General features: G+C 72.8%; 19 protein-coding genes and 1 pseudogene. 8 read left to right on the top strand and 12 right to left on the bottom strand.

Annotated features, from left to right (window positions below):
- Together ACIQOW_RS38630 and ACIQOW_RS38625 are read left to right on the top strand one after the other, a co-directional pair.
- Positions 1 to 97, top strand: a pseudogene (locus ACIQOW_RS38630) (ABC transporter ATP-binding protein); the annotation flags it as partial.
- A 56-nt stretch (positions 98 to 153) separates the two neighbouring features.
- On the top strand, positions 154 to 2,721 hold the full coding sequence (locus tag ACIQOW_RS38625) for an ABC transporter permease (RefSeq protein ID WP_401092516.1): 2,568 nt from the start codon (positions 154 to 156) through the stop codon (positions 2,719 to 2,721).
- 122 nt (positions 2,722 to 2,843) lie between these two features.
- Here ACIQOW_RS38625 and ACIQOW_RS38620 read toward each other — a convergent pair whose 3' ends face one another.
- From ACIQOW_RS38620 to ACIQOW_RS38600, 5 genes are all read right to left on the bottom strand, one after another.
- Positions 2,844 to 3,446, bottom strand: a complete 603-nt coding sequence (locus tag ACIQOW_RS38620; RefSeq protein WP_401092515.1) for a DUF4232 domain-containing protein — start codon at positions 3,444 to 3,446, stop codon at positions 2,844 to 2,846.
- A 245-nt stretch (positions 3,447 to 3,691) separates the two neighbouring features.
- Complete coding sequence (gene efeU / locus ACIQOW_RS38615; RefSeq protein ID WP_401092514.1) at positions 3,692 to 4,537, bottom strand: iron uptake transporter permease EfeU; 846 nt, start codon at positions 4,535 to 4,537, stop codon at positions 3,692 to 3,694.
- Positions 4,538 to 4,587: 50 nt separating this feature from the next.
- Positions 4,588 to 5,904: an iron uptake transporter deferrochelatase/peroxidase subunit gene (gene efeB, locus ACIQOW_RS38610; protein WP_401092513.1), complete on the bottom strand. Its 1,317-nt coding sequence runs from the start codon at positions 5,902 to 5,904 to the stop codon at positions 4,588 to 4,590.
- 144 nt (positions 5,905 to 6,048) lie between these two features.
- The gene (gene efeO, locus ACIQOW_RS38605) at positions 6,049 to 7,194 is read right to left on the bottom strand and encodes an iron uptake system protein EfeO (RefSeq protein ID WP_401092512.1); all 1,146 of its coding nucleotides are present in this window, start codon (positions 7,192 to 7,194) and stop codon (positions 6,049 to 6,051) included.
- Between the two features lie 209 nt (positions 7,195 to 7,403).
- Positions 7,404 to 8,228, bottom strand: a complete 825-nt coding sequence (locus ACIQOW_RS38600) for an ABC transporter ATP-binding protein (protein ID WP_401092511.1) — start codon at positions 8,226 to 8,228, stop codon at positions 7,404 to 7,406.
- A 242-nt stretch (positions 8,229 to 8,470) separates the two neighbouring features.
- Here ACIQOW_RS38600 and ACIQOW_RS38595 point away from each other — a divergent pair, with 242 nt between their 5' ends.
- The gene (locus ACIQOW_RS38595) at positions 8,471 to 10,549 is read left to right on the top strand and encodes an amino acid adenylation domain-containing protein (RefSeq protein WP_401092510.1); all 2,079 of its coding nucleotides are present in this window, start codon (positions 8,471 to 8,473) and stop codon (positions 10,547 to 10,549) included.
- A 7-nt stretch (positions 10,550 to 10,556) separates the two neighbouring features.
- Here the strand turns inward: ACIQOW_RS38595 and ACIQOW_RS38590 are convergent, their stop codons facing one another.
- Together ACIQOW_RS38590 and ACIQOW_RS38585 are read right to left on the bottom strand one after the other, a co-directional pair.
- The gene (locus tag ACIQOW_RS38590) at positions 10,557 to 11,885 is read right to left on the bottom strand and encodes a hypothetical protein (RefSeq protein WP_401092509.1); all 1,329 of its coding nucleotides are present in this window, start codon (positions 11,883 to 11,885) and stop codon (positions 10,557 to 10,559) included.
- A 23-nt stretch (positions 11,886 to 11,908) separates the two neighbouring features.
- A complete protein-coding gene (locus tag ACIQOW_RS38585; RefSeq protein ID WP_401092508.1) occupies positions 11,909 to 12,322 on the bottom strand; it encodes a GNAT family N-acetyltransferase in 414 nt (137 codons plus the stop codon).
- Positions 12,323 to 12,481: 159 nt separating this feature from the next.
- On the opposite strand from ACIQOW_RS38585, the gene ACIQOW_RS38580 reads away from it, so the two are divergent.
- The 4 genes from ACIQOW_RS38580 to ACIQOW_RS38565 all read left to right on the top strand — a co-directional run bounded on the left by ACIQOW_RS38580 (position 12,482) and on the right by ACIQOW_RS38565 (position 16,514).
- A complete protein-coding gene (locus tag ACIQOW_RS38580) occupies positions 12,482 to 14,077 on the top strand; it encodes a M4 family metallopeptidase (protein WP_401092507.1) in 1,596 nt (531 codons plus the stop codon).
- Positions 14,078 to 14,230: 153 nt separating this feature from the next.
- The gene (locus tag ACIQOW_RS38575) at positions 14,231 to 15,181 is read left to right on the top strand and encodes an aldo/keto reductase (protein ID WP_401092506.1); all 951 of its coding nucleotides are present in this window, start codon (positions 14,231 to 14,233) and stop codon (positions 15,179 to 15,181) included.
- A 76-nt stretch (positions 15,182 to 15,257) separates the two neighbouring features.
- Positions 15,258 to 15,887: a histidine phosphatase family protein gene (locus tag ACIQOW_RS38570; RefSeq protein ID WP_401092505.1), complete on the top strand. Its 630-nt coding sequence runs from the start codon at positions 15,258 to 15,260 to the stop codon at positions 15,885 to 15,887.
- Between the two features lie 54 nt (positions 15,888 to 15,941).
- Complete coding sequence (locus tag ACIQOW_RS38565; RefSeq protein ID WP_401092504.1) at positions 15,942 to 16,514, top strand: TetR/AcrR family transcriptional regulator; 573 nt, start codon at positions 15,942 to 15,944, stop codon at positions 16,512 to 16,514.
- A 46-nt stretch (positions 16,515 to 16,560) separates the two neighbouring features.
- Here the strand turns inward: ACIQOW_RS38565 and ACIQOW_RS38560 are convergent, their stop codons facing one another.
- From ACIQOW_RS38560 to ACIQOW_RS38550, 3 genes are read right to left on the bottom strand one after another with little or no spacing between them, the layout of a single operon-like run.
- The gene (locus ACIQOW_RS38560; RefSeq protein WP_401092503.1) at positions 16,561 to 17,535 is read right to left on the bottom strand and encodes a hypothetical protein; all 975 of its coding nucleotides are present in this window, start codon (positions 17,533 to 17,535) and stop codon (positions 16,561 to 16,563) included.
- A gap of 8 nt (positions 17,536 to 17,543) precedes the next feature.
- Positions 17,544 to 19,670: a DUF6571 family protein gene (locus tag ACIQOW_RS38555; protein ID WP_401092502.1), complete on the bottom strand. Its 2,127-nt coding sequence runs from the start codon at positions 19,668 to 19,670 to the stop codon at positions 17,544 to 17,546.
- Between the two features lie 3 nt (positions 19,671 to 19,673).
- Positions 19,674 to 19,988, bottom strand: a complete 315-nt coding sequence (locus ACIQOW_RS38550) for a hypothetical protein (protein ID WP_401092501.1) — start codon at positions 19,986 to 19,988, stop codon at positions 19,674 to 19,676.
- Between the two features lie 345 nt (positions 19,989 to 20,333).
- Here ACIQOW_RS38550 and ACIQOW_RS38545 point away from each other — a divergent pair, with 345 nt between their 5' ends.
- The gene (locus ACIQOW_RS38545) at positions 20,334 to 21,479 is read left to right on the top strand and encodes a hypothetical protein (RefSeq protein ID WP_401092500.1); all 1,146 of its coding nucleotides are present in this window, start codon (positions 20,334 to 20,336) and stop codon (positions 21,477 to 21,479) included.
- Here ACIQOW_RS38545 and ACIQOW_RS38540 read toward each other — a convergent pair.
- Together ACIQOW_RS38540 and ACIQOW_RS38535 are read right to left on the bottom strand one after the other, a co-directional pair.
- Positions 21,458 to 22,102 (bottom strand): class I SAM-dependent methyltransferase, encoded by a 645-nt coding sequence (locus ACIQOW_RS38540; protein WP_401092499.1) that lies wholly within the window; start codon positions 22,100 to 22,102, stop codon positions 21,458 to 21,460. The genes ACIQOW_RS38545 and ACIQOW_RS38540 overlap by 22 nt on opposite strands.
- A 163-nt stretch (positions 22,103 to 22,265) precedes the next feature.
- Entirely contained in the window at positions 22,266 to 22,496 is a 231-nt protein-coding gene (locus ACIQOW_RS38535) for a hypothetical protein (protein WP_188298919.1), read from the bottom strand.
- Positions 22,497 to 22,619 lie beyond the last annotated feature (123 nt).

Below are 22,619 nucleotides of genomic sequence, written 5' to 3'. Positions count from 1 at the left end.
CGCCGACGGCCGCATCGTCGACGAACTCCACCACCCCACCGCCGACACCGTCCTGGACCGCATGCGCCGCTTCGACGCCAAGGGCCGCACCAGCTGAGTCCCTGCCCCGAAACGCCACCCGTCCCCGAGTACTCCCAGGACTGACACCTCCCCATGTTCCGCACCGCACTGCGCAATGTGCTCGCCCACAAGGGCCGACTGCTGATGACGGTACTGGCCGTCATGCTCGGCACCGCCTTCGTGGCCGGCACCCTGGTCTTCTCCGACACCGTCGGCAACGCGCTCAGGACCCAGAACTCCAAGAGCTACTCCGACATCGCCGTCACGGTCAGCGACCAGGAGGCCGCCGGCAGCACCTTCGGCGGCCACCGCGGCCAAGCCGGCAACGGCCCGACCCTCACCGAGGAGACCAGGCAGAAGGTCGCCGCGCTGCCGGGCACCGCCGAAGTCCGCGGCGTGGTCAGCGGCTTCGCCGGCATCGCCGACAAGAAGGGCGCGCTGATCGGCAACGGCTTCTCCACCACCGGCACCAACTTCGTGCCGGGCGCCGACGGCACCGACCCGCGCTACCCGCTGGTCGAGGGCCGCGGCCCGAAGGACGCCACCGAGATCGCGCTGGACGCCAAGACCGCCGACAAGGGCGGCTACAAGGTCGGCGACACCGTCCGGGTCGCGGTCAACGGCCCGGTGATGCAGCTCAAGCTCACCGGCACCGTGCGCACCAACGACCCGCGCGTGATGGCCGGCGGCTCGCTGGCCGCCTTCGACACCGCCACCGCCCAGCAGCTCTACCTCACCCCGGGGCGCTTCGCCGAACTGGACGTCAGGGCCGAGCCGGGCACCGACGACGCCGCGCTGCTCACCGCCGTCAAGCAGACCGTCCCGCAGGGCGACACGATCGAGGCGAAGACCGGCCGCGAGCTCGCCGACGAGCAGGACCGGATGATCAAGCAGGGCACCAAGTTCCTGAGCACCTTCCTGCTGGCCTTCGCGGGCATCGCGCTGTTCGTCGGCGTCTTCATCATCGCCAACACCTTCACCATGCTGGTCGCCCAGCGGACGAAGGAGCTGGCCCTGCTGCGCGCCGTCGGCGCCACCCGCCGCCAGATCACCCGCTCGGTGCTGATCGAGGCGCTGCTGATCGGCCTGACCGCGTCGGTGTCCGGTCTGCTGGCCGGCATCGGGATCGCCGTCGGGCTCAAGTCCCTGCTCAACGGCCCGATGGAGGCCAACCTGCCGGACGGCCCGCTGATCGTCGCCCCGGGCACCGTGATCGCCGCGATCGCGGTCGGCGTCCTGGTGACCGTCCTGGCCGCCTGGCTGCCCGCCCGCCGCGCCTCCCGGATCGCCCCGGTGGCCGCGATGAGCTCGGCCGAGCAGCCCGCCACCCACAAGGGCCTGGTGGTCCGCAACACCATCGGCCTGCTGTTCTCGCTGGCCGGCGCCGCCGCGCTGGCGGCCGGTGTGGGCGGCAAGGAGGTCAAGCTGGTCGGCCTCGGCGCCGGTTCGCTGCTGATCGGCGTGTTCGTGCTGACCCCGCTGCTGTCCAAGCCGCTGATCGCGCTGCTCGCCCCGCTGCTGCGGGCCGTGTACGGCACCCCGGGCAAGCTGGCCCAGGAGAACGCGGTCCGCAACCCGCGCCGCACCGCCGCCACTGCCTCTGCGCTGACCATCGGCGTCACCCTGATCACCTCGCTGACGGTGATCGGCGCCTCCGTCAACCAGGCCGTGGACAAGGCCACCGCGACCGACCTCAAGGCCGACTACACGGTCGCGATGCAGAACTTCTCGTCGCTCTCCCCCGAGGTCGCCGCCCAGCTCGCCAAGGCGCCCGGCGTCACCGCGATCAGTGCGGAGCGCGGTGTCCCGGTCGACATCGGCCAGGACCGGGAGGACAGCGAGTGGCTGACCGCGGTGGACGCCGCGACCATCGACCAGCTGGCCACCATCAAGATCAAGGAGGGCTCCGCGGACGCCCTCAAGCAGGGCAAGCTGCTGGTCAGTTCGGGCCGCGCCGAGAAGGCCGGCTACAAGGTCGGCGACACCCTCGCCGTCACCTACCCGGACGGCGCCAAGGGCTCGCTGACCGTCGGCGGCATCCTGGAGGCCAACAGCGCACTGGCCAACGTCGTCGCCCCCGAGGCCGTCGTCGGCCCGCACGCGCTGCCCGGCTCCGGTCTGGACAAGGTCCTGGTCAAGGGTGCCGACGGCGCGACCGAGAAGCTGAAGCAGGCGCTGCGCGACGCGACCGGCGGCAACCCGCTGATCGCGGTCAAGGGCGAGAAGGAGATCAAGGCGGAGAGCCGCCAGATGATCACCGGGATCCTGAACATGATGTACGGCCTGCTCGGCATGTCCGTGGTCATCGCGGTGCTCGGCGTGGTCAACACCATGGCGATGTCGGTGTTCGAGCGCCGCCGGGAGATCGGCATGCTGCGGGCGATCGGCCTGGACCGGCTCGGCATCCGCCGGATGATCCGGCTGGAGTCGCTGCTGATCGCACTGTTCGGCGGGCTGGTGGGTGTCGGCCTCGGCATCCTGGTCGCCTGGGCGGGCGTGCGCACGCTGGCGGACAGCCTCAAGGGCATCAGCACCGTCGTCCCGCCGGTGCAGATCGTCTCCTTCCTGCTCGCGGCCGCCGTGATCGGCCTGCTGGCCGCGCTCTGGCCGGCCCACCGGGCGGCGAAGCTGGACATCCTGGACTCGATCAAGAGCCAGTAGCGGTCCGGGAGTACGGAACACGGAGCCCCCGGGGCGGTTCGCAGGAACCGCCCCGGGGGCTCCGGCGCGTCACGGGTCGGCGGCGGCACGGGCCTCTCCGCGGCGGCACCGGCCGGGCGGCGTCAGCCGAACAGCACCTTCTCGCCGTTCGGCTGCAGGGTCCCGGTGGTCAGCCCGGCGGCGGAGACCAGCAGCTCGCCGACCGGCCTGCCGTCGGTGCCGAGCACCTCGGCGGTGACCGGCGCGGTCTCGTCCGGCGCGGTGACCTGGAGGCCGGTGAGCACGTGGCAGCCGGTGTCCGACTTCTCGCAGGCGCTCCACCTGAGGCCCGCGTAGCCGGACTTGCCGGGCTTCAGGGTCACCAGCACCGGCGGCCCCGGGTGCGCCTCGCGGCCGGCCGCGAGCGGGTCCGCGCTGTTGTCGGCGCGCAGGCCGCCGAAGCCCGGGTACCCGTAGAGGGTGCAGTTGCGGCCGCTCGTGTTCCTGATCGTCACCATCGCCGAGCCCACGCCCTTGACCTGCACGGTGGCGCTGATCTCGTCGCCCTTGCAGCGCGATCCGGCCGCCTGGCCGGCCATCGGGTCGGCGGGGACGCCGGCCCCGGTCGCGTTCGCCTTCGGGTCCCCCGGTTTGTCGTCGGTGTACTTCACGTCGTCGCACCCGGTCAGCAGTACGGTCGCGGCGAGGGCGACTGCGGCTAATCCGGCGGGCCTGCGAACGGTCATGGTCCCCCCATGGGTGGGTCGGTCGAGGGCAAGGAGCTGTCACTCCTGGTACGAAGATCGTGGCAGAACGGTTCCACTGGGGCACGTGTTCGCCCGAGGTGACCGCTTTCCGTACCTTCCTGTCCGGTTTCCCGCCAAGACGGCCTCATTCATACGAAACCGCCCCGCCCGGCGAGTGCCGGGCGGGGCGGTGACGGCGGAACCGGTCGGTCAGGCGGCCGGCTCGGCGGTGACGAACCGCCGGGTCAGGCGGCCGGCTTGGCGGCCACCGGCTGGGCGGGCTTGGCCCGGCCGCCGCCGATGAGGTTGAAGAACACGGCCAGCGTGGGCACCAGGTAGAGCAGCCAGACCACGATCTGGAGCACCGTCGGGTCCGGCTGGAAGTTGAACACGCCCTTCAGCAGGGTGCCGTACCAGCTGTCCTTCGGGATGGTGCTGGAGATGTCGAAGGCCACGGTGTGCAGACCGGGCAGCCAGCCGGCCTCCTGGAGGTCGTGCACGCCGTAGGCGAGGACGCCGGCCGCGACCACGACCAGCATCGCGCCGGTCCAGGTGAAGAACTTGGCCAGGTTGATCTTCAGCGCGCCCCGGTAGAACAGCCAGCCGAGCACCACCGAGGTGAGCAGGCCGAGCGCGGCGCCGACCAGCGGGTTCCAGCCGTCCTCGGTGGCCTGCACGGCCGTCCAGATGAACAGCGCGGTCTCCAGGCCCTCGCGGCCGACGGCCAGGAAGGCGGTGACCACCAGCGCGGTGGTGCCCATCGCGATCGCCGCGTCCAGCTTGCCGTGCAGCTCGGTCTTCAGGTGCCGGGCGGTGCGCCGCATCCAGAAGACCATCCAGGTCACCAGACCGACCGAGATGATCGACAGCGTGCCGCCGAGCGCCTCCTGGGCCTCGAAGGTGAGCTGCGAGGAGCCGAACTGGAGGACCGCGCCGAAGACCATGGAGAGCCCCACGGCCGAGGCGACGCCGATCCACACCGGCGGCAGCTTGTCCTTGCGGCCGGTCTTGACCAGGTAGGCGATCAGGATGCAGACGACCAGGCTGGCTTCGAGGCCTTCGCGCAGGCCGATCAGGTAGTTGCCGAACACGCGGGCTCCTGGGTGGGGGTCGAGAGGTGGTACGGGGGGAGGGGGAGGGGTCAGCCGAAGAGGGCCTGGCCCCACCACTCCCCCGGCTTGCGCACGCCCGCCGGGCAGGCGAAGTGCGCGGAACCGACGTGCTGGATGTACTCGTTGAGCTTGTCGCTCGCCGCGAGCTTCTGCTGGAGCGGGACGAAGGCCTTGCGGGTGTCGCGCTGGTAGGCGAGGAAGAACAGCCCCGCGTCCAGGCGGCCGAGGCCGTCGGTGCCGTCGGTGAAGGAGAAGCCGCGGCGCAGGATCATCAGGCCGCTGTTGGCGTCCGGGTGGGCGAGCGCGACGTGCGAGTCCGCGGGCATCGCCTTGAGGTCGGGGTCGTCGTGCTCCTTGACCTTGCCGTACGGGGCGCCCTCGCCCTTGGTACGGCCGAAGGTGTCCTCCTGGTCCTTGAGCGAGGCGCGGTCCCAGGTCTCGACGTGCATCCGGATCCGCCGGGCGACCAGGTAGGAGCCGCCGGTCATCCACTCCGGGCCGTCGCCGGGGGCGGCCCAGACGTGGTCGGACAGCTTCCCGGTGTCGGTGCCCGCGATGTTGTGGGTGCCGTCCTTGAACCCCATCAGGTTGCGCGGGGTCTGCTGGTCCGGAGTGGTCGAGGAGGTCTTGCCGAAACCGAGCTGCGACCAGCGGATGTTGACGGTCCCCATGCCGATCCGGGCCAGGTTGCGGATCGCGTGCACGGCGACCTGCGGGTCGTCGGCGCAGGCCTGGACGCAGAGGTCGCCGCCGCTGCGGGCGGGGTCGAGCTTGTCGCCCTTGAAGTTCGGCAGGTCGATCAGGGCCTCGGGGCGCTTGGCCTGGAGGCCGAAGCGGTCGACCGTGGTTCCGTCCGGGCCGGACTTCTCGAACAGGCTCGGCCCGAAACCGATGGTCAGGGTGAGCCTGGAGGCGGGCAGGCCGAGGGCCTCGCCGGTGTCGTCCGGCGGCGCCTCCGCCGAGCCGGGCACGGCGCCGGTGCCGACCTCGCGGCCGCCGGTCATCGCGGCGGCCGCCTTGGTCCACTCCTTGAGCAGCTTGACCAGGGACTCCCTGGTGGCCTTCTCGGAGACGTCGAAGGCGGCGAAGTGCAGCCGGTCCTGGACGGGCGTGGAGACGCCCGCCTGGTGCTCACCGTAGAACGGCACCTCGGCGCCGACCTGGGCGGCGGCCGGGACGGCGTCGTCCTGCCGGGTGGCCGCGGCGACCGAGCCGACGGCGGCGGCGCCGAGCGCGACGCCCGCGCCGGCCCAGCCGATGACGGCGCGCCGGCTGACCGTGCTCCTGGTCGTGGTGGCGTCGGTGGCGGCCGGCGTCCCGTTCTGCTGCTCGTTCCCCGTGTCCATCGGTGGGCGGGCCCTTCTGCTGTGCCGGACTGCGCCGCGGCGCTCGTGCCGGACTTCTCTGCGCTGACCCACGACGGCCGTGGCGCCCGGATCGCGGGCCGCCACGGCGTCGGTGGGGTGTGGAGGGTGGTGCTTGGGGGCGCCTTACTTGACGACCACGGCGGCGGCCAGCTTCGACAGCGGCTCGCCCAGCGAGTTGACCGCGTCGGAGAAGGCCTTGCGCTCGGCCTCGGTGACCTTGTCGTAGGAGGTGAAGGTGCCGTCGGCCTGCTTGTACTTGGCCAGCAGCGCGTTGATGGCGGCGAACTCGGAGTCGAGCGTCCTGGCCAGCTCCGGGTCCTTCTCGGAGGCGACCGGCTTCAGCAGCTCGTAGGCCTTCTGCGCACCCTCGACGTTGGCCTGGAAGTCGGCCAGGTCGGTGTGGCTGTAGCGGTCCTCCTCACCGGTGATCTTGTTGGTGGCGACCTCGTCCAGCAGCTCCTTGGCGCCGTTGGCCATGCTGGTCGCGGTGATCTCGGCCTCGGGGATCTTCTTCTGCCAGTCCTTGAGGTCGGTGACCAGCTGGTCGGCGAGCTTCTTCTCGTCGTCGCCGATCTTCGCGTCGGCCCAGAGCGACTTCTCCAGCTTGTGCCAGCCGGTCCACTCCTGGCCCTGCTCCAGCTTGTCCTCGCGGGTGTCCGTCTTCGGGTCGACGTCGCCGAAGCTCTCGGCGACCGGCTCGGTGCGCTCCCAGCCGGTGCGCGAGGGCGCGTACAGCGACTTGGCCTTCTCCACGTCGCCGGCCTTGATCGCGGCGGCGAACGCCTCGACGGCCGGGATGGTGGCGTCGGCCTGCTCCTGGGCGTACTTCCGGTAGGCGTCGACGGCGGCGGTCAGCCGCGGGTCGGCGGCCGCGGCGCTGCCGCCCGCATCGGTGACCGTGATCTTCTGGCGGATGCCGTCGCCGACCATGCCGGGCTTGCAGGCGACCTCGTACGAGCCGGCCTTGATCTCGGCGTTGATGCTGGCCTTGGTGCCGGGGCCGATGTTCTCGCGCTCGGTGATGATCTTGTCGCCGTCGCCGTAGACGTAGACCTCGGTGGTCTTGGAGCCCTTGTTGCTGATGTCCAGCACGACGTGGCCGGCCGGGAAGCTGGTCTTGGAGACCTCGCAGGCGGTGTCGGTCGCGTTCACCTTGACCGCGTCCGAGGCGGCCTTGTCGTCCTTCTTGGCCGAGCAGCCGGCCAGGGCTGCGGTCGCCACGGCGAGGGTGAGCAGCGCGGCTGCGGTGGAACGGCGACGGGCGGACATGCGGGCTCCAACGGAAAAGGGCATGGGAGTGCCTGGGCAGGGCGGCCGGCCGGGGACCAGCAGACCATTTTTAGCTAAGGCATACCTTACGTACGGACGAATTGACGTCCATACCCACCCCCGAACCATTACCTTTCCGTTGCCTTCCCCGCATGCGGTTCACCATGCCCGGCGAGGGGGGCGTAACCTCCCCTCGCCGGACGGGAGCCTTACCTGCCGGGCGTCCGGCGGGCGGCCGCGCGGGCCGTCCAGCGGCCCTCGTGCCGGCTGATCCTGATCGGGTGGCCGAAGGTCTCGCTGATCAGCTCCGTGGTCATCACCGCGTCCACCGGGCCGGCCGCCACGCACTCGCCGCCACGCAGCAGCAGGGCGTGGGTGGTGCTCTCCGGCAGCTCCTCCAGGTGGTGGGTGACCAGCACGCTGGCCAGCTCCGGGTGCTGGTGGCGCAGCAGGTCCAGGCTGTCCAGCAGCAGTTCGCGGGCGGTCAGGTCGAGCCCGGTGGCGGGCTCGTCGAGCAGCAGCAGCCGCGGGCTGGGCATCAGGGCCCTGGCGATCAGGGCCCGGCCGCGCTCGCCCTGGGACAGGGTGGTCCACGCGGCCCCGGCCATCGCGCCCATGCCGAGCGTCTCGATCAGCTGCTCGGCCCGCTCCACCGCCTCCGGGTCGGGCTTGCGGTGGAACTCCGGCTCGATGGTGTTGGTGTGCCCGGTGAGCACCACCTCGCGCACGGTCAGCGGCGAGCGCAGCGGGTGGCGCGGGTTGACGTGCCCGAGGTGGGCGCGCAGCTCGCGGATGTCCACCCGGCCGAGCCGGCGGCCGAGCACGTCCACCTCGCCCCGGGTGGGGTGGGAGACCGCGCCGAGCAGCGCGAGCAGCGTCGACTTGCCCGCGCCGTTGGGGCCGAGCAGCGCCCAGTGCTCGCCGGGCCTGATCTCCAGGGTGATCCCGCGCAGCAGGTGCCGGCCGTCGCGCACGACGTCCACGTCCCGGGTGCGCAGCAGCGGCCCGTCGAAGTCGGGGGCGGACGAGTTCATGGCGAGGCTCCGATCGCGGCGGCGGGGCAGGGGGTTCTGGCGGGGCGCCGCACCGGACGGGCCGGCGCCGTCCGTCCGCGTGCAGAGTACAACCGTCGGCCCGGGCCGGGCCCGGCTGTCCGAGGGCTGGACGCGCCAGAACCCTGTTGCCCGGCGGGAGTTGGGGGGAGGATCGTGCCTCCGAGGGGAATCCGGGGCAATCCCCGGGATCCGGGGGAAGCGGTGGCGAGGGGGAGACGAGGATGACCGAGGAGCGGGCCGGCACCCTGCACGCACTGGTCGAACTACAGGCCCGACGGGCGCCGGAGGCGGTGGCCGTGCGTTGCGGCGACCGGGAGCTGACGTACGGGGAGCTGGACTCCAGGGCCGGGCGGCTGGCCGCCGTGCTGGCGGAGCGGGGCCTGGCCCCCGGCGGCCGGGCGGCGGTCGCGCTGGGCCGCGGCACCGAGGTGTACGTGGCGCTGCTGGCCGTGCTGAAGGCGGGTGCGGCGTTCGTGCCGCTGGAGCCGAGCGCGCCGGACGCACTGCTGCGGCACGTGCTGGCGGACGCCGCACCGGACCTGGTGGTGACCGAGCAGCGCCACCGCTCCCGGCTGGGCGACGCCGGCCCTGCGCCGCTGGTCTGCGTCGACGCCCACTCCCCCGCCGAGGCCCCGTTCGAGCCGCCCGAGGTCTCCCCGGCCGACCTCGCCTGCGTCTTCTACACCGCGGGCTCCACCGGCCGGGCCAACGGCGCACTGATCGAGCACCGCAACCTGCTGGCCGCCTACCGGGGCTGGCACGCGGTGTACGGGCTCACCGAGGCGGACCGGATCCTGCAGACCGCGAGCCTGGAGTTCGACGTCTTCACCGCCGACTGGGTCCGCGCGCTGGGCAGCGGCGCCACCCTGGTCGTCACCCCGTTCAACCTCACCCTGGACCGCAAGGCCGACCTCGGCGCGCTGCCCGCCCTGATCGCCGCCGAGCGGATCACCGTCCTGGAGCTGAACGTCCGCACCGCGCGCCGGCTGACCGCCCTGCTGAGCGCCGGCGGCACGAGCGGCACCGACGGCGGCGCCCTGCCCGGGGTGCGGCTGCTCACCGTCGGCGCCGAGAAGTGGTACCTGGACGAACAGGTGGCCCTCAAGCGCCTGCTCGGCGAGCGGACCAGGGTGCTGAACGTCTACGGCCTGGCCGAGGCCACCGTGGACAGCACCTGGTACGAGGCCGGGGACCCGGGCGTCACCGGGGGCGCCGAGAAGGTCTCGCTGGTCGGCCGCCCCTTCCCCGGCACCCGGGTGTACGTGCTGGGGGCCGACGGCAGGCCGCTGCCGCCCGGACGGCTCGGCGAGATCGCGATCGGCGGCACCGGCCTGGCCCGCGGCTACCTGAACCGGCCCTCGGACACCGCCCGGCGCTTCGTCCGGGCCGGCTTCGACCCGGACGGACGGGTGCTGCGCACCGGCGACCTCGGGCGGCTGCGGCCCGACGGCGAGCTGGAGTTCGCCGCCCGGGTGGCGACGGTGGTCGGGCCGCTCGGCTCCCGGCCGGCGGCCTCGGTGGCGAGCAGGGTCCGGGCGGCGGTCCTGGCCGAGGGCGTGCTGCGCGGCCACCCGGCGGTCCGGGAGGCGGTCGTGGTCGAGGTCGAGCCGCGGGAGGGCAGACGGCGGCTGGTCGGCTACGCGGTGACCGATCCCGGCGCGGACGGGGCGGACGGCTGGTCGCTCTCCCAGTACCTGCGGAGCCGGCTCCAGGGCCGATCGGTGCCGGACGCCGTCGTCCCGGTGCCCGAACTGCCACGTACCCGGGCGGGCAAGCTGGACCGGGCGGCGCTGCCGCTGCCCGCCCCGCCGGGGCACGACACCCGCCGCAGCGGTGGTGGCGGCAAGTTCGGGGGTGCCGGGGGCGAGGACGCGCCGCTGGGCTGCGGGGTGGCGCTGGTGGTGGCGTTCGGGGCACTCTTCGCCCTGCTGACCACCGACGCCTTCTTCCCCGGCTCGACCGACCTCTCCGCCGTGCCGCACGGCTACCGCGCCGGGTTCCGGCTGCTCTACCTGTGCGAGGACCTGGCGTTCGGCGCCGGGCTGGCCTTCCTCTCCTTCGGCCTCCCCCCGCTGCTGCGCCAGGGCCGCCCGCTCTGGCTGTCGCTGCCCACCCACCTCGCGGTGGGCTGGCTGCTCCTCAACTGGTGGCCGCAGGACAACCTCTACCGGCTCACCTCGGCGACCGACTGGCCGCGCGAGACGGCGATGGTGTTCGCCTTCAACGTCTCACTGATGCTGGCGGCACTGGTCGTGGTGGTCTTCCTGCTGTGCAAGCCGCGCTCCGAAGAACGGAAATGACGACAAGTCAGCGAAGCGCGTCGAACATCCCGGCCAGCGCGTGGTGGGCCGCCGCGACCAGGGCCTCGGCCGCGTCCAGCGCCTCGGCGTCGCGCCCGGCCAGGGCGAGGCCGACGGTGGGCTCCGGCTCGCGTCCCGCGGTCGGGATCAGCGGCAGCAGGGTGACGCCGAGCCGGGCGCAGCGCGGCCGCAGCCGCTCCAGGTGGTCGTACAGCGCCGCCTGGTCGAGCCGGGCGCCGAGCGGCATCGCGTCCAGGGTGCGGACCAGGTGGCCGGGGCCGCGCACCGCGTCGAGGCGGGCACGCAGCATGAAGGCGACGGCGGGCCCGGTGAGCCGCAGGTTGGTCTCGGTGGGGGCGAGCCGGCGCTGCCGGTCGGTGACGAAGTCGACGTCGTACCAGCCCCGGTAGCCCTCGGCGGCGAGCCGCTCCCCCACCGCGAGGACGAACCGGCGGGCCGGTTCCGCGGCACCCCGCGGCACCGCCCCGGGGCCGACGGTGACGCCCCGGTAGCGGGTGCCGGCCACCTCCATGGCGCCCGCGCCGACCGGGTGGACGGTGCCGTCCGGGGCGATCAGGGCGTCGTAGGTGAGGTCGCGCAGCCGGGCGGCCGGGCCCGGGTCGACGTACTCCTCCAGCAGCAACCCGCCCTCGGCGGGCAGGACTTCGGCGCGCACCAGGCGGCGCAGCAGCGCCCCGCCGCCGCCCGCGGCGAACAGGTCGGCGGGCTCGACGACGACGGTGCCGTAGCCGCCGACGCCGTACGGGCTCTTCAGGACGGTGGTCCGCCCCCGGACGGCGCGGGCGGTCAGCCGGCGGGCGGCGGCGCGGCGGCCGTCCGGGCGCTCCTGTCGTGGCAGCCGGATGCCGGGGTGCTCGGGGGCGAGGGCGGCGAACAGCTCGTGGGAGGCCGCCTTGGACTCGTAGCGGCGCACGGCGGCGAGCTCCGGCCCCTCGCCCTGGGCGGCGGTGCGGCCCCACCGCACCACCGGGCGGCCGGAGTCCGCGATCCCGGCCGCGAGGGCGGGGCGGGCGGCGAGGGCCTCGGACAGCGGCCGGTCCGGCGCCAGGCCGGCGTGCAGTTCGACCGGGCCCCAGGCCAACTCCCCGGCCAGCCAGTCGGTCCACTCCGGCCCGAGTTCGGCGGGCAGCACCAGCAGGGCCGGTTCTGGGCTGTAGCAGGCGGCCAGGCAGGCGTAGTGGTGGGCCTGCCGCAGCCGCCGCGACCGCTGGGCCGGGCCGGTGCCGGGCGGGAGGAACTGCGCGTCGAAGTCCGCGACGTCGCCCACGTGGACCGCCGCCCGGCCGCCGGTCCAGGCCCCCACCCAATCGTCCATGGGGCGGAATCCTAGGGCGTGCGTCAGAGCGCCGACAGGCCCGCGTCGGTGGCGCGCAGGCCGCAGGCGTCGAGGTAGAGGGGGCGCAGGTGCGGCTCGAAGTCGACGTGCAGCCAGGTGCAGCCGGCCGCGCGGGCGCCGTCGGCGGCCTCGGCGACCAGCCGGGTGGCGACGCCCCGGCGGCGGGTGTCCGGGGAGACCACGGTGTCGAGCAGGAAGGCGTGGGCGCCGCCGTCCCAGGCCAGGTTGACGAAGCCGACCAGGGCTCCGTCGGCGGTGCGGCGGGCGGTGACCCAGCCGAGGCTGTGCCGTTCCAGGCGGGCCCGCCAGGGGGTGGGTTCGGCGGGCGGGTCTCCCGCGCCGCCGAAGCCCTCGGTGTGCAGGGCGTCGAGTTCGGGGTCGGTGAGCGGGCCGCGCCAGCGGTAGTCGATCGTCACGACGGCACTGTAGAGGGCTTGTTAACTTCCGATCATTTCTTTATTGACAAGGACACAACTTGGCAAAGTTATGACCTTCCCTCTAGCTCAGTCTGACTGACCCCCGTCAATCTCGGTCGCAACTCCTTTCCCTGCACAGCTACCCCCACTGGAGTCAGCGTGACCCCCACCCTCTCCTCCCGCCGTGCCCGCGTGGCCGGAGCCGTCGCGATCGTCGCCGCCCTCGCCGGCGCCACCGTCCCGGCCGCCACCGCCTCCGCCGCCCCCGGCATGCGCGAGGCCGCGATATCCCAGGCCCGCGCCAACGTCACCCACAACGCCGGGGTGTTCGGCTTCGGCGCCGACCAGGCCCTCGTGGTCAAGGACGTCGTCCTCGACGCCGACGGCGCCTCGCACGTGCGCTTCGACCGCACCTTCCAGGGCCTGCCGGTGGTCGGCGGCGACCTCGTCGTCCACCAGGACGCCAAGGGCAGGCTCAAGGACTCCTCCCGCGCGGCCGCCCACGACGCCGCCGTGAAGTCGACCGTCCCCAAGGTGACCCCGCAGTCCGGCGCGGCCGGCGCGCTCGCCGCCGCCCCGGGCGTCAAGGACGCCGTCAGCACCCCCGAGCTGGTCGTCTGGGCCGCCGACGGCACGCCCCGCCTCGCCTGGCGCACCACCGTCGAGGGCAGCGGCGAGCACGGCGAACCGGCCGGCAGGGTGGTCGTCACCGACGCCACCACGGGCGAGCAGATCGAGGCCTACGACGCCGAGCACCAGGCCGCCGGCACCGGGAACTCCGAGTACACCGGCAGGATCACCATCGACACCACCGCCAAGTCCGGCGGCGGCTACACCCTGACCGACCCGGTCCGCGGACACATCACCAAGGACGCCAACAACGCCTCCTCGACCGCGCTCAAGGCCTCCTCGGGCACCCCGTTCACCAGCACCACCAACGTCTGGGGCGACGGGAGGAAGTTCTCCACCGACCGCTCCACCGCCGCCGTCGACGCCCACGCCAACACCGCCTGGACGTACGACTACTACAAGAACGTCCACGGCCGCAGCGGCATCAAGAACGACGGCAAGGGCGCCACCGTCTTCGTCCACGTCGGCACGAACTGGGACAACGCCCAGTGGTCCGACAGCTGCTTCTGCATGATGACCGGCGACGGCGACGGCACCACCGACCCGGAGCAGGTCGACCTGGACACCATGGGCCACGAGATGACCCACGGCGTCACCAGCGCCACCGCCAACCTGCGCTACAGCGGCGAGTCCGGCGGCCTCAACGAGTCCACCAGCGACATCTTCGGCACCATGGTCGAGTGGTACGCCAACAACGCGGTGGACACCGGCGACTACCTGTTCAGCGACCAGTCCACCCCGCCGTGGCTGCGCCGCTTCGACAAGCCCTCGCTGGACGGCCGCTCGGCCGACTGCTGGAGCAGCGGCGTCGGCAAGCTCGACGTGCACTTCTCCTCGGGCGTCGGCAACCACTGGTTCTACCTGGCCAGTGAGGGCAGCGGCAGCAAGACCGTCAACGGCGTCACCTACAACAGCCCCACCTGCAACGGCTCCACGGTGGCCGGCATCGGCAACGCCAAGGTCGCCAGGATCTGGTACCGCGCGCTGACCGTCTACATGACCTCCACCACCACCTACAAGGGCGCCCGCACCGCCTCGCTGAACGCGGCCCGCGACCTGTACGGCGCCGGCAGCACCGAGTACAACGCGGTCGCGGCGGCCTGGAGCGGGGTCAACGTCAGCTGATTGCGGCGCGACCGGGCGTCCGCTCCGGGCCCGGGAAGCCCGCGGCTTCCGCGAGCCGTCCCCGCCGCACCCTGCGGCGGGGACGGCTCCCGGCCGTGCGGCGGCTCTTCGCATCATTGGCGGTCAGGCCGGTGAGTGGCGATCATGACCGCTATGACTTCCGCGAGCACCGCAACCGCGACCGTAGCCGCAACCGTGACCGTGGGCGCAACCGTGACCGCCGCCGCCTCCGGCACCTGGCGGCTCGGTGACCGCACCGTCCACCGGATCGGCTTCGGCACCATGCGCCTGCCGCAGACCGGCCCCGCACTCGTCCCGCACGCCGTCCCGCGCGACCGCGAGCAGGCCCTGCGGGTGCTGCGCCGCGCGGTCGAACTGGGCGTCGACCACATCGACACCGCGGCCTTCTACTTCTCCCCGCTGCGCTCCGCCAACGAGCTGATCAACCGGGCCCTCGCGCCGTACTCCGACGACCTGGTGATCGCCACCAAGGTCGGCCCCGGCCGCGGCGTCGACGGCGCGTGGGCCGAGCACGCCCGCACGCCCGGGCAGCTGCGCGCCCAGGTCGAACAGAACCTGCGCCAGCTCGGCCGCGACCACCTCGACCTGGTGAACCTGCGCGTCCTCGGCACCGACTCGGTCGCCGAACGCTTCGGCGCGCTCGCCGAGTTGCGCCAGGCCGGGCTGATCCGCCGGCTGGGCCTGTCCAACGTCCACCCGCACCAGCTCGCCGAGGCGCAGGCCATCGCGCCCGTGGTCTGCGTGCAGAACCCGTACGGCATCGGCGCCTCGCCGGCCCAGGACGAGGTGCTGCGGATCTGCGGGGAGCAGGGCATCGCCTTCGTCCCCTTCTACGCGATCGCCGGCGCCGGCCGGGAGGGCGGCGCCGGCGACGCCGAGCCGGCCCAGGTCCGGACGGTGGCCGAGGCGCGCGGGGTGAGCACCGCACAGGTACGGCTGGCCTGGACGCTGCACCGCGGCCCGCACGTGCTGGCCATCCCCGGCACCGGCGACGTGACGCACCTGGAGGACAACATCGCCGCCGGGGCGCTGCGGCTGTCGGCGGAGGAGCTGGCGCTGCTGGACGAGGCCCACACGGGCTGAACCGGAACCGGGACGGGCCCGCCGCGCGTCGCTGGGGGACGACGTGATCACCGTCCACCGTGAGGAGCCCCCGAGCATGACCGACCGCGCCACCCGCTACCTCTACCTGGCCCGCCACGGCGAGGCCGCGTCCGAAGGCGACGGCAGCGGGCTCACCGCCACCGGGCGCCGGCAGGCCGCCCTGCTGGGCCGGCGGCTGGCCGGCCGCCCGGTGTCGGTGCTGCACCACGGCCCGCTGCCCCGGGCCGCCGAGACCGCGCGGCTGGTCGTGGAGCAGCTGGACGGCGTGCGGCCGGCGGTGTGCGAGGAGGCCGGGGACTTCGTCCCGTACGTCCCGCAGCGGAGCGAACTGCCGGAGGACTGCGCCGAGTTCCTGCTGAACCGTCTCGCGGGCACCACGGCGCGGGAACGGACGGAGGGCGCGCTGCTGGCGCAGCGGGCCGTCGAGCGGTTCACCGGCCCGGTGCCAGGCGGCGAGGAGCGGCACGAACTGGTCGTCACCCACGCGTTCCTGGTCGGCTGGCTGGTGCGCCACGCCCTGGACGCCCCGGCCTGGCGCTGGCTCGGCGTCAACGCCGCCAACGCGGCGCTGACCGTGCTGCGCTACACGCCGGGCCGGCCGCCCGCCGTCCTGCTGGTGAACGACCAGGGCCACCTGCCCGAGGAGCTGCACTGGACCGGCTTCCCGCCCCAACTGCGCTGCTGACAGGGGGCGGAGGGGCCGTCGACAGGAATCTGACGACCGGTCTACCATCGCCGCATGGGAGTCAAGGGCGAGCAGACCCGGGCCCGGCTGATCGCCGGAACCAGGGAACTGATCGAGGCGCAGGGCTACTCCGGGACGGGCCTCAACCGGATCGTGGCCGCGACCGGCGCCCCGCGCGGCTCGCTCTACTTCCACTTCCCCGGCGGCAAGGACCAGTTGGTGGCAGCGGCGCTCACCCAGGCCGGCCAGGAGGTCGAGGCACTGCTCGCCGCCCTGGCGGCCGGCGGCGCCGACACCGCCGCACTCGCCGAGCGGCTGATCGAGGCCTTCGCCGAACGCCTGGAGCTCTCCGGCTACACCAGCGGCTGCCCGATCGCCACCGTCGCCCTGGAGGTGGCGGGCACCAACGAGTCCCTGCGGACGGTCTGCGCCGAGCTGTACGCGGGCTGGCAACGGGTCCTGGCCGTCCGGCTGGAGGGCGAGGGCTTCGGCCCGGCGAAGGCCGAGGCCGCCGCCGGCCAGGCACTCGCCCTGCTGGAGGGCGCCGCCCTGCTCGCCTCCGTCCGCCGCAGCCGCGAACCACTGGACCACGCCCGCCACGCCGTCCGCCACCTGCTCGGCGGCTGACCGCACCCGCACGGGGGCCACCCCCGGAGCCTCACCGAGGCCGCTGTCAGCCGAGGGCCTTCCGCGCCTCCTGCGATCCGGCGTGGGCAGTGTTCAACGCGCGGTCCCCGAGCACCCCCAGCCTGTGCGGATCGAGGTTCGCGCGGGAGGCCTCGGACCACCGGTTGAGCAGGTCGACGGTCTGGCGCTGGAGTTGGACGACGCCGCTCGTGTCCTCCGGATCCACCCTGGCGAGGCACGCGGCCGCCAGATGGCCGGCCGGGTCGGCCGAGTAGTCCGGCGGCGGGTCGCCCTCCGAGGCGCGCAAGCGACTCAACGCCTCGCTCTGCCACTCACGTCGGGAGTCGGCGCCGCGCCCGCGCAGCACGTCGTCGGCGATCGCGTCGAAGGCTCCGGCGGGCATGGCGGCACGCCCCACCTGGTTCTCGATCTCGGCATCGGGCGGGTTCGGCCCGACCGCGGCGAAGCCTGCGGCGGCCCGCCGCAGGTCGGCGGTGCGCAGCAGGGCGTAGGCGGTCGGATCCTCCGAGAGACCGCGCAATGCCCGGACCAACTCCCCCCGGTCGACGGAGAAGTGGACCCCCTGCCCGTCCTGCCGGGCACCGTCGCTCGACCCCGCGTGCGTCGTGTCGCCCGCGTCGACCAGGGACAGGACGGCGTGGGTGTCGGAGGCGTAGTCCGCGAGGGCTTCGGCCAGCGGACGGCGGACATCCGGGTGAACGTGGTGGTCCTCGCGATCCGCGAGCGCGAGGACGACGCCTCGCATGGCGCGGGCCTGCTCCACGGTGTGGACGCCGGGCCGGTCGCCCGTGGTGGCCCCGCGCAGTCGGCCGGCCAGGTCGCCGCACGGAAGGTCGGAACGCCAGTCGAAGGCGAGCACCGTACGGATGCGCTCGTCGCCGCGCAGACCGGCGCAGTCACGGTCGGGGTCGTCGCGCCCGAACGTCCACCAGAGGCCCACGCCGACCGCGGCCACCACCAGGGTGGTGAGGACGGCGGCGGCGCGGCGGGAAGTGCCCACGACCGGCATCAGGCGTTGCCCCTGCCGAGGTAGCGGCCTGCGACGTCGCTGCTGCGGTTGCGGGTGTTCAGGACGTCGTCCTGAAGGCCGTTGATCATGTGGTCCTCCGGGTTCACGCCCCGGTCCCGGGCCCAGATGCCGACCAGGTCGGACATCTCCTTGGTGCCGTCCAGGTAGGTGTCCGAGATCTTGGCATTGGCCTCGGCGTTGTTCTGGTCCTTCTCGTTCAAGCTGACCTCGTAGGTCCAGGTGTCGACCAGGCGCTGGGCAGCGTCGCCGACCCCGGGGATCGGGGTAATGGGACCGCCGATCGTGTGGTAGAGGATTTTGGCCTTCCAGTCGGCCTCGGCGTTCTTGTCGTCGCGCATGTCCATCGCCGCGTCGGCGCGGATGGCATCGTAGACGCCGAGCGCGGCCGCACCCTTTCCCATCACGTCCTTCACCGCGTCACGGTCGGGGTTGGGCCCGAGGCCCGCAAGGTCCTGGGCGATCTGCCCGGTCTCCGCCTTGTGCAGCGCGCCATAGGCGGCCGGGTCGTCCGAGAGCCCGCGCATGACCCGGACCAGGCTGTCCTGGCCAACGGCCATGCGTACGGTGTCACCGTCCTTCCACACCGAGTCGTGCCCGGTGTGGGCGCCGTAGACGTCGTTGCGTCCGTTGAGCAGCTCGTGGGTGTCCCCGACGTAGTCGGCGAGAGCGTTGGCGAGCGGCTGGCCCAGCGTGTCCTTGATCTTGTCGCCGCCTTGGCCCTCGTCCAGGGTGAGGATCGTGTCGTGCATGACCCTGGCCTGCGCCTCGGTGTGTTTGCCGTCGTGGGCGCTGCCGGCCGGTTCACCGGTGGAGGCCGCCTCGATCGCGGCGGCGAGGCCGCTCTGCGCGAGCGGGTCCGGCATCTTGATCGTGGTGTAACCGGTCAGGTAGCCCTCCGGCCAGTGCCGTTCCTTCATCAGGTAGTTCAGGCGCTTGTTCGCACCGTCCGCGCCCGGGTCCAGGTACGCCGTCGCAGCCTCGGGTTGACGGCTCATCACGGACAGGACATTGTCCAGCGGGTCGGCGCCGAGCGCGCTGCCGGTGTGGTTGGCCTTGAAGCTCCACTTGCCCGAGTGCTTCTTTTCGCTGGCCGTGATGTCGTCGGCGAGGTCCGTGAGAAAGGGCGTGGAGTATTTCGCGTTGCCCTTGGTCATCATGGTCGTGAGGATCTGGTAGCCGTACACCGGTTCGGTGTTGGAGCCGAAGTTCTTCTCCCCGGCCCCGTTCATGCCCTCGCGCCACTTCTTGTAGAAGTCGCTGCCCGGGTCCTGGGTGGCGGAGGCCAGTGCCCTGGTCAGGTCGGTCCGCAGCCCCGGGTAGGAGGACTTCTTCCCGCCGTCCTTACCCGGGTCGTCGAGCTGCTGCGCGAGCTTCAGCATGCCGTCGGGACCGAGTTTGTCCAGCAGGGGCTGCGAGAACTGCGGGCTGTCGGCGTTCGCCTTCATCAGGTTTGCCAACTGTTCCCGCTCCTCCGGGCTGAGGCTGTCGAGCCTGGTGACGAGCGCGACCGCGCGCTGCGCGTCGGCAGCGTCACCACCGCCAACCGCCTGCCCGTTGAAGGTGTTGTCCTGGCTGCCGGCCTTTGACGCACTGCGCAGGGCGGTCGCGGCCCGCATGTCGGCGTCGCCGGCCGCCTGCAGACCGGCTTCGATGGCCTTGGTCCACTTGGCCGCGGCCTCGTTGTAGGCGTCCCGGGTCTCGCGGTCGTGACGCAGCGCGTCCAGGGTCGCCTTGTCCATCGTGCTGGTGTCCAGGACGGCGACGCCGGTGCCGGTCACCTTGAAGCCGGCCTTGACGGCGCCCTCGGCGGCGGCGCGGACCTGCTTCTGGGCGGCCTCGAAGTCCGACTTCGCGTCATCGAGCAGTGAGGCCACGGCGTTCGCCTCGACCTGGGCGGCGGTGATCTGCCCCTTGGTGGCGATCAGCTGGAAGTTCGCCATGCTGGCGGTGCCGCCCGTCCACAGCCCGTTGCGGGTCACGGACAGCACCTTCTGGTCGAAGTCGGACTCCACTGTGTGGAACTTCTGGGCCATCTCGCGCCATTTGGCCGCCGCCATGGCGAGCGTGCCGGGGTTCGCCTTGAGAACGTCCTCGTATCCCAGCACGACTCACTTCCCGTTCATTGCGTCGGCGATGGAGAAGTTGGTGCTGTGGTAGTTCAAGTTGGTCTGCTCCATCGCCGCGCTGTTCTGGTTCAACCTCGCCGTCAACTCGGCCACCTGCTTGTGCCACTCGGCGAGAGCAGCCCGCAGCGCCCCCGCTGTGTCCCAGCCGCTGTGCGCCGTCGCGGCTGCGTTGGTCGACTCGTCGGCAACCGCGCCGACGGTCGGGTTGTTCAGAGCCATCCCGTTCAAAGCCGCCACCGCGCCGTTCATGGCCTGACTGCTCAAGCTGAACTGCCCGTTCGCCGCAGGCGTACTCACGTCCGACTCCCCCTTGCCCATGCATTCACACGGCGCCGGCTGCGGAAGGCTCGGCCTGGCCCAGGCCTTTCCGGTCCGCGCACTTCTCAATAGCGCCCACGACCGGCCGAGGAAGCGGCCACCCTCTGTCATACACATCCGACGCCGACGCACTATTGGCCTGATCATACTAAGAGTGACCGACCGTGACACGGCCAGAGTGCATGGCAGCAGCCCCGAAGCCGCATGCACATGATGATGAACGTTCCCTCCTCCGCGACGGCCCCCACCTGGGCATTTGATGCCGCCCGGTCAAGTTTGTGACGCTGGGTCAGACAGTTCGCCGCGACACCGCTGGGGGAAACCGTGGATGAGGCGCTGACGATCCGGGTGGACGACGCCGACGACCGGGGCGCCCTCGCCTCCCTGCTGTCCTGGCTGCGGGCCGAGGCCGGGCCGTACGGGCGCGTCGGGACGGTCGGCGCGCCACCGCCGCCCGGCACGCTGGGCACCGTCGCGGACGTGCTCACCGTCGCGGTCGGCGCCGGCGGGACCGACGGGACGGACGTCATGCGCTGGCACCCCGCCCCCGCCTCGGTGCTCACCGACACGGGTGCGTTCGGCGTTTTCACCGAGGACGGCCGCGTCCTGGCCTGGGAGTCCGATACCGATTATCCAGCCGATCGGACGCTCCGGCTGTGGCGGACGAGCGGGGCCTACTCCGCACACCCGGCGGGCACTCTGACGGTTGCGAACGGCGGGGTCGTCCACGCGGTCAGCGACCACGCCCTGCTCGCGTTCAGCGACGTCGGGCTGCCACAGCTGTGGGACCTCGCCGACCCCCGCCACCCCCGCGCTGCCCCGCCGATCGACGTGGGCGGCCGATCCGTGCTGGAGGCGGTGGGACCGGGCGTGCTCGCCCTCGGCATGTCCGCGTCGGCCGACCTGAATCCCAGGACCATCCGGCTCTGGGACCTGAACGACCCCCAGCACCCCGCCCACGGCGAACTGCCCAAGGCCGTCGTCCACGATCTCGCGGTCGGCCACGACGGGCGGACCCTCGCGGTGGCGACCGACAAGGCCATCGAGCTCTGGGAGATCGCCGACATCCACCACCCGGTCAAGGTCAGGTCCCTCGCGGTCGAACGGCACTACACGGTCGCGTTCAGCCGCGACGACCGGCTGCTCGTCAGCGTGTCCGGGACGGTCCGGAAGTCCGACCCCGACCTGGGGCAGGTCCACCTGTGGCAGGTCGGGAATCCGCGAACCGCGGACAGGCTCGGCACCTTCACCGTTCCTCGCTCGGTCGCACACGTGGGATTCGACCCCGACGGAAGCAGCCTGCTCGTCAACGACGTGACCGCCGACGGCGTGAAGAGCCGCGTCTACCTCGTCGACACCGACATCGACCGGATCACCCGGCGGCTGTGCGCGGCCGTGGGCGGCACCATCACCCGCGAGCAGTGGGAGCAGTACCTGCCCGGCACGCCCTACCAGCCACCGTGCCGCTGACCCTCACCCTCCTCGTCCCGTTCGAAGAGCAGCAGCGACCAGTGCACCCCGCCCCTCCCGTGCAGGTCGGGGCGGGTGGCGCGGTGGCGCAGGCGCAGGCCGTGGCCGGCGGCGAGGGCGATGGTGGGCTCGGGCGGGAGGTCGAACATGTGGCGGCCGGGCGGGACGGGCCCGTGCCGCAGGGTGAGGGCGAGGCGGCCGGCGGGAGCGAGCAGGCGGGTGAGGGCGGCCATGGCGGGCGGACGCTCGTCGGGGGCGAGGTGCATCCAGACGGCGGTGAGCAGCACGAGGTCGTAGCGCTCGCCCTCGGCGGCCAGCAGCGGGAGTCCCGGCAGGGCGTCGGCGACCCAGCGGACGCCCGTGCCGGCGTGCAACCGCTCGCCGGCGGCGCGCAGTTCGGGGGTCGGCTCGACGGCGACCACCCGGTGGCCGAGGGCGGCCAGGGCGGCCGCGTCGCGGCCGGTGCCGGCGCCGACGTCGAGGACGGCGGCGGGCGGCGAAGGGTAGTGGTGGAGCAGCTCGCGGTGCACCTCGGCGAAGGTCACGCCCTCGTACTGGACGACGAGTCGTGCGGCCTCCTCGCCGTAGCCGGCGGTGCCGGCCGGGCAGCTCGGGGCGTTCACCGCGGCTCCCGGACGAGCACCGCGCCGCCGGCCGAGGCCGGCGCTGACGAGCAGGTGTCCACGGCCTGGCCGGGCAGGCGGTACCAGAAGTGATCCACATTCACCCGCTCAGCGTAACGAACGCACCGCCCGCGCGAAGGAGGTCACCGCCGGCCGGACCGGCTCAGGCTTCGCCGGGGTGCCAGCTGGGCCACTCCCAGGGGTGGTCGGCCCAGTGGACCCGCTGCGGATCGTGCGGGTCGAGGCCGGGGAAGAGCTGGTGGACGCGTGGCTCGAACTCCTCCCGTTCGAGCGGCTCCCAGTCATGGCCCTCGAAGTGGACCAGGCGGTAGCGGTTGTCGGCGCCGAACTCGGCCACCTCGACCAGGGGTGTGGACGTGCTGTTGGTCTCCATGCCCCCCAGCATGTGCGGCGGTGGCAATCAACGCCTGTCCAAACCCCTCTTCCGGGTCATGTCCCGGCGTCGGTGCGCTCGTTGAGCACGGAAACGTTCGAGGGGGGTCGCCGGGGGGCCGCT

The sequence above is a fragment of the Kitasatospora sp. NPDC091335 genome, assembly GCF_044757205.1.
Classification (GTDB): domain Bacteria; phylum Actinomycetota; class Actinomycetes; order Streptomycetales; family Streptomycetaceae; genus Kitasatospora.
Note: the sequence above shows the minus strand (reverse complement) of the source record. Positions and strands in the feature narration are given on the sequence as shown.

Coding starts and splice junctions, on each gene's coding strand:
- ACIQOW_RS38625 (WP_401092516.1), top strand. CDS start 154: ATGTTCCGCACCGCACTGCGCAATGTGCTCGCCCACAAGGGCCGACTG.
- ACIQOW_RS38620 (WP_401092515.1), bottom strand. CDS start 3,446: ATGACCGTTCGCAGGCCCGCCGGATTAGCCGCAGTCGCCCTCGCCGCG.
- efeB (WP_401092513.1), bottom strand. CDS start 5,904: ATGGACACGGGGAACGAGCAGCAGAACGGGACGCCGGCCGCCACCGAC.
- efeO (WP_401092512.1), bottom strand. CDS start 7,194: ATGTCCGCCCGTCGCCGTTCCACCGCAGCCGCGCTGCTCACCCTCGCC.
- ACIQOW_RS38600 (WP_401092511.1), bottom strand. CDS start 8,228: ATGAACTCGTCCGCCCCCGACTTCGACGGGCCGCTGCTGCGCACCCGG.
- ACIQOW_RS38595 (WP_401092510.1), top strand. CDS start 8,471: ATGACCGAGGAGCGGGCCGGCACCCTGCACGCACTGGTCGAACTACAG.
- ACIQOW_RS38590 (WP_401092509.1), bottom strand. CDS start 11,885: ATGGACGATTGGGTGGGGGCCTGGACCGGCGGCCGGGCGGCGGTCCAC.
- ACIQOW_RS38575 (WP_401092506.1), top strand. CDS start 14,231: ATGACTTCCGCGAGCACCGCAACCGCGACCGTAGCCGCAACCGTGACC.
- ACIQOW_RS38570 (WP_401092505.1), top strand. CDS start 15,258: ATGACCGACCGCGCCACCCGCTACCTCTACCTGGCCCGCCACGGCGAG.
- ACIQOW_RS38565 (WP_401092504.1), top strand. CDS start 15,942: ATGGGAGTCAAGGGCGAGCAGACCCGGGCCCGGCTGATCGCCGGAACC.
- ACIQOW_RS38535 (WP_188298919.1), bottom strand. CDS start 22,496: ATGGAGACCAACAGCACGTCCACACCCCTGGTCGAGGTGGCCGAGTTC.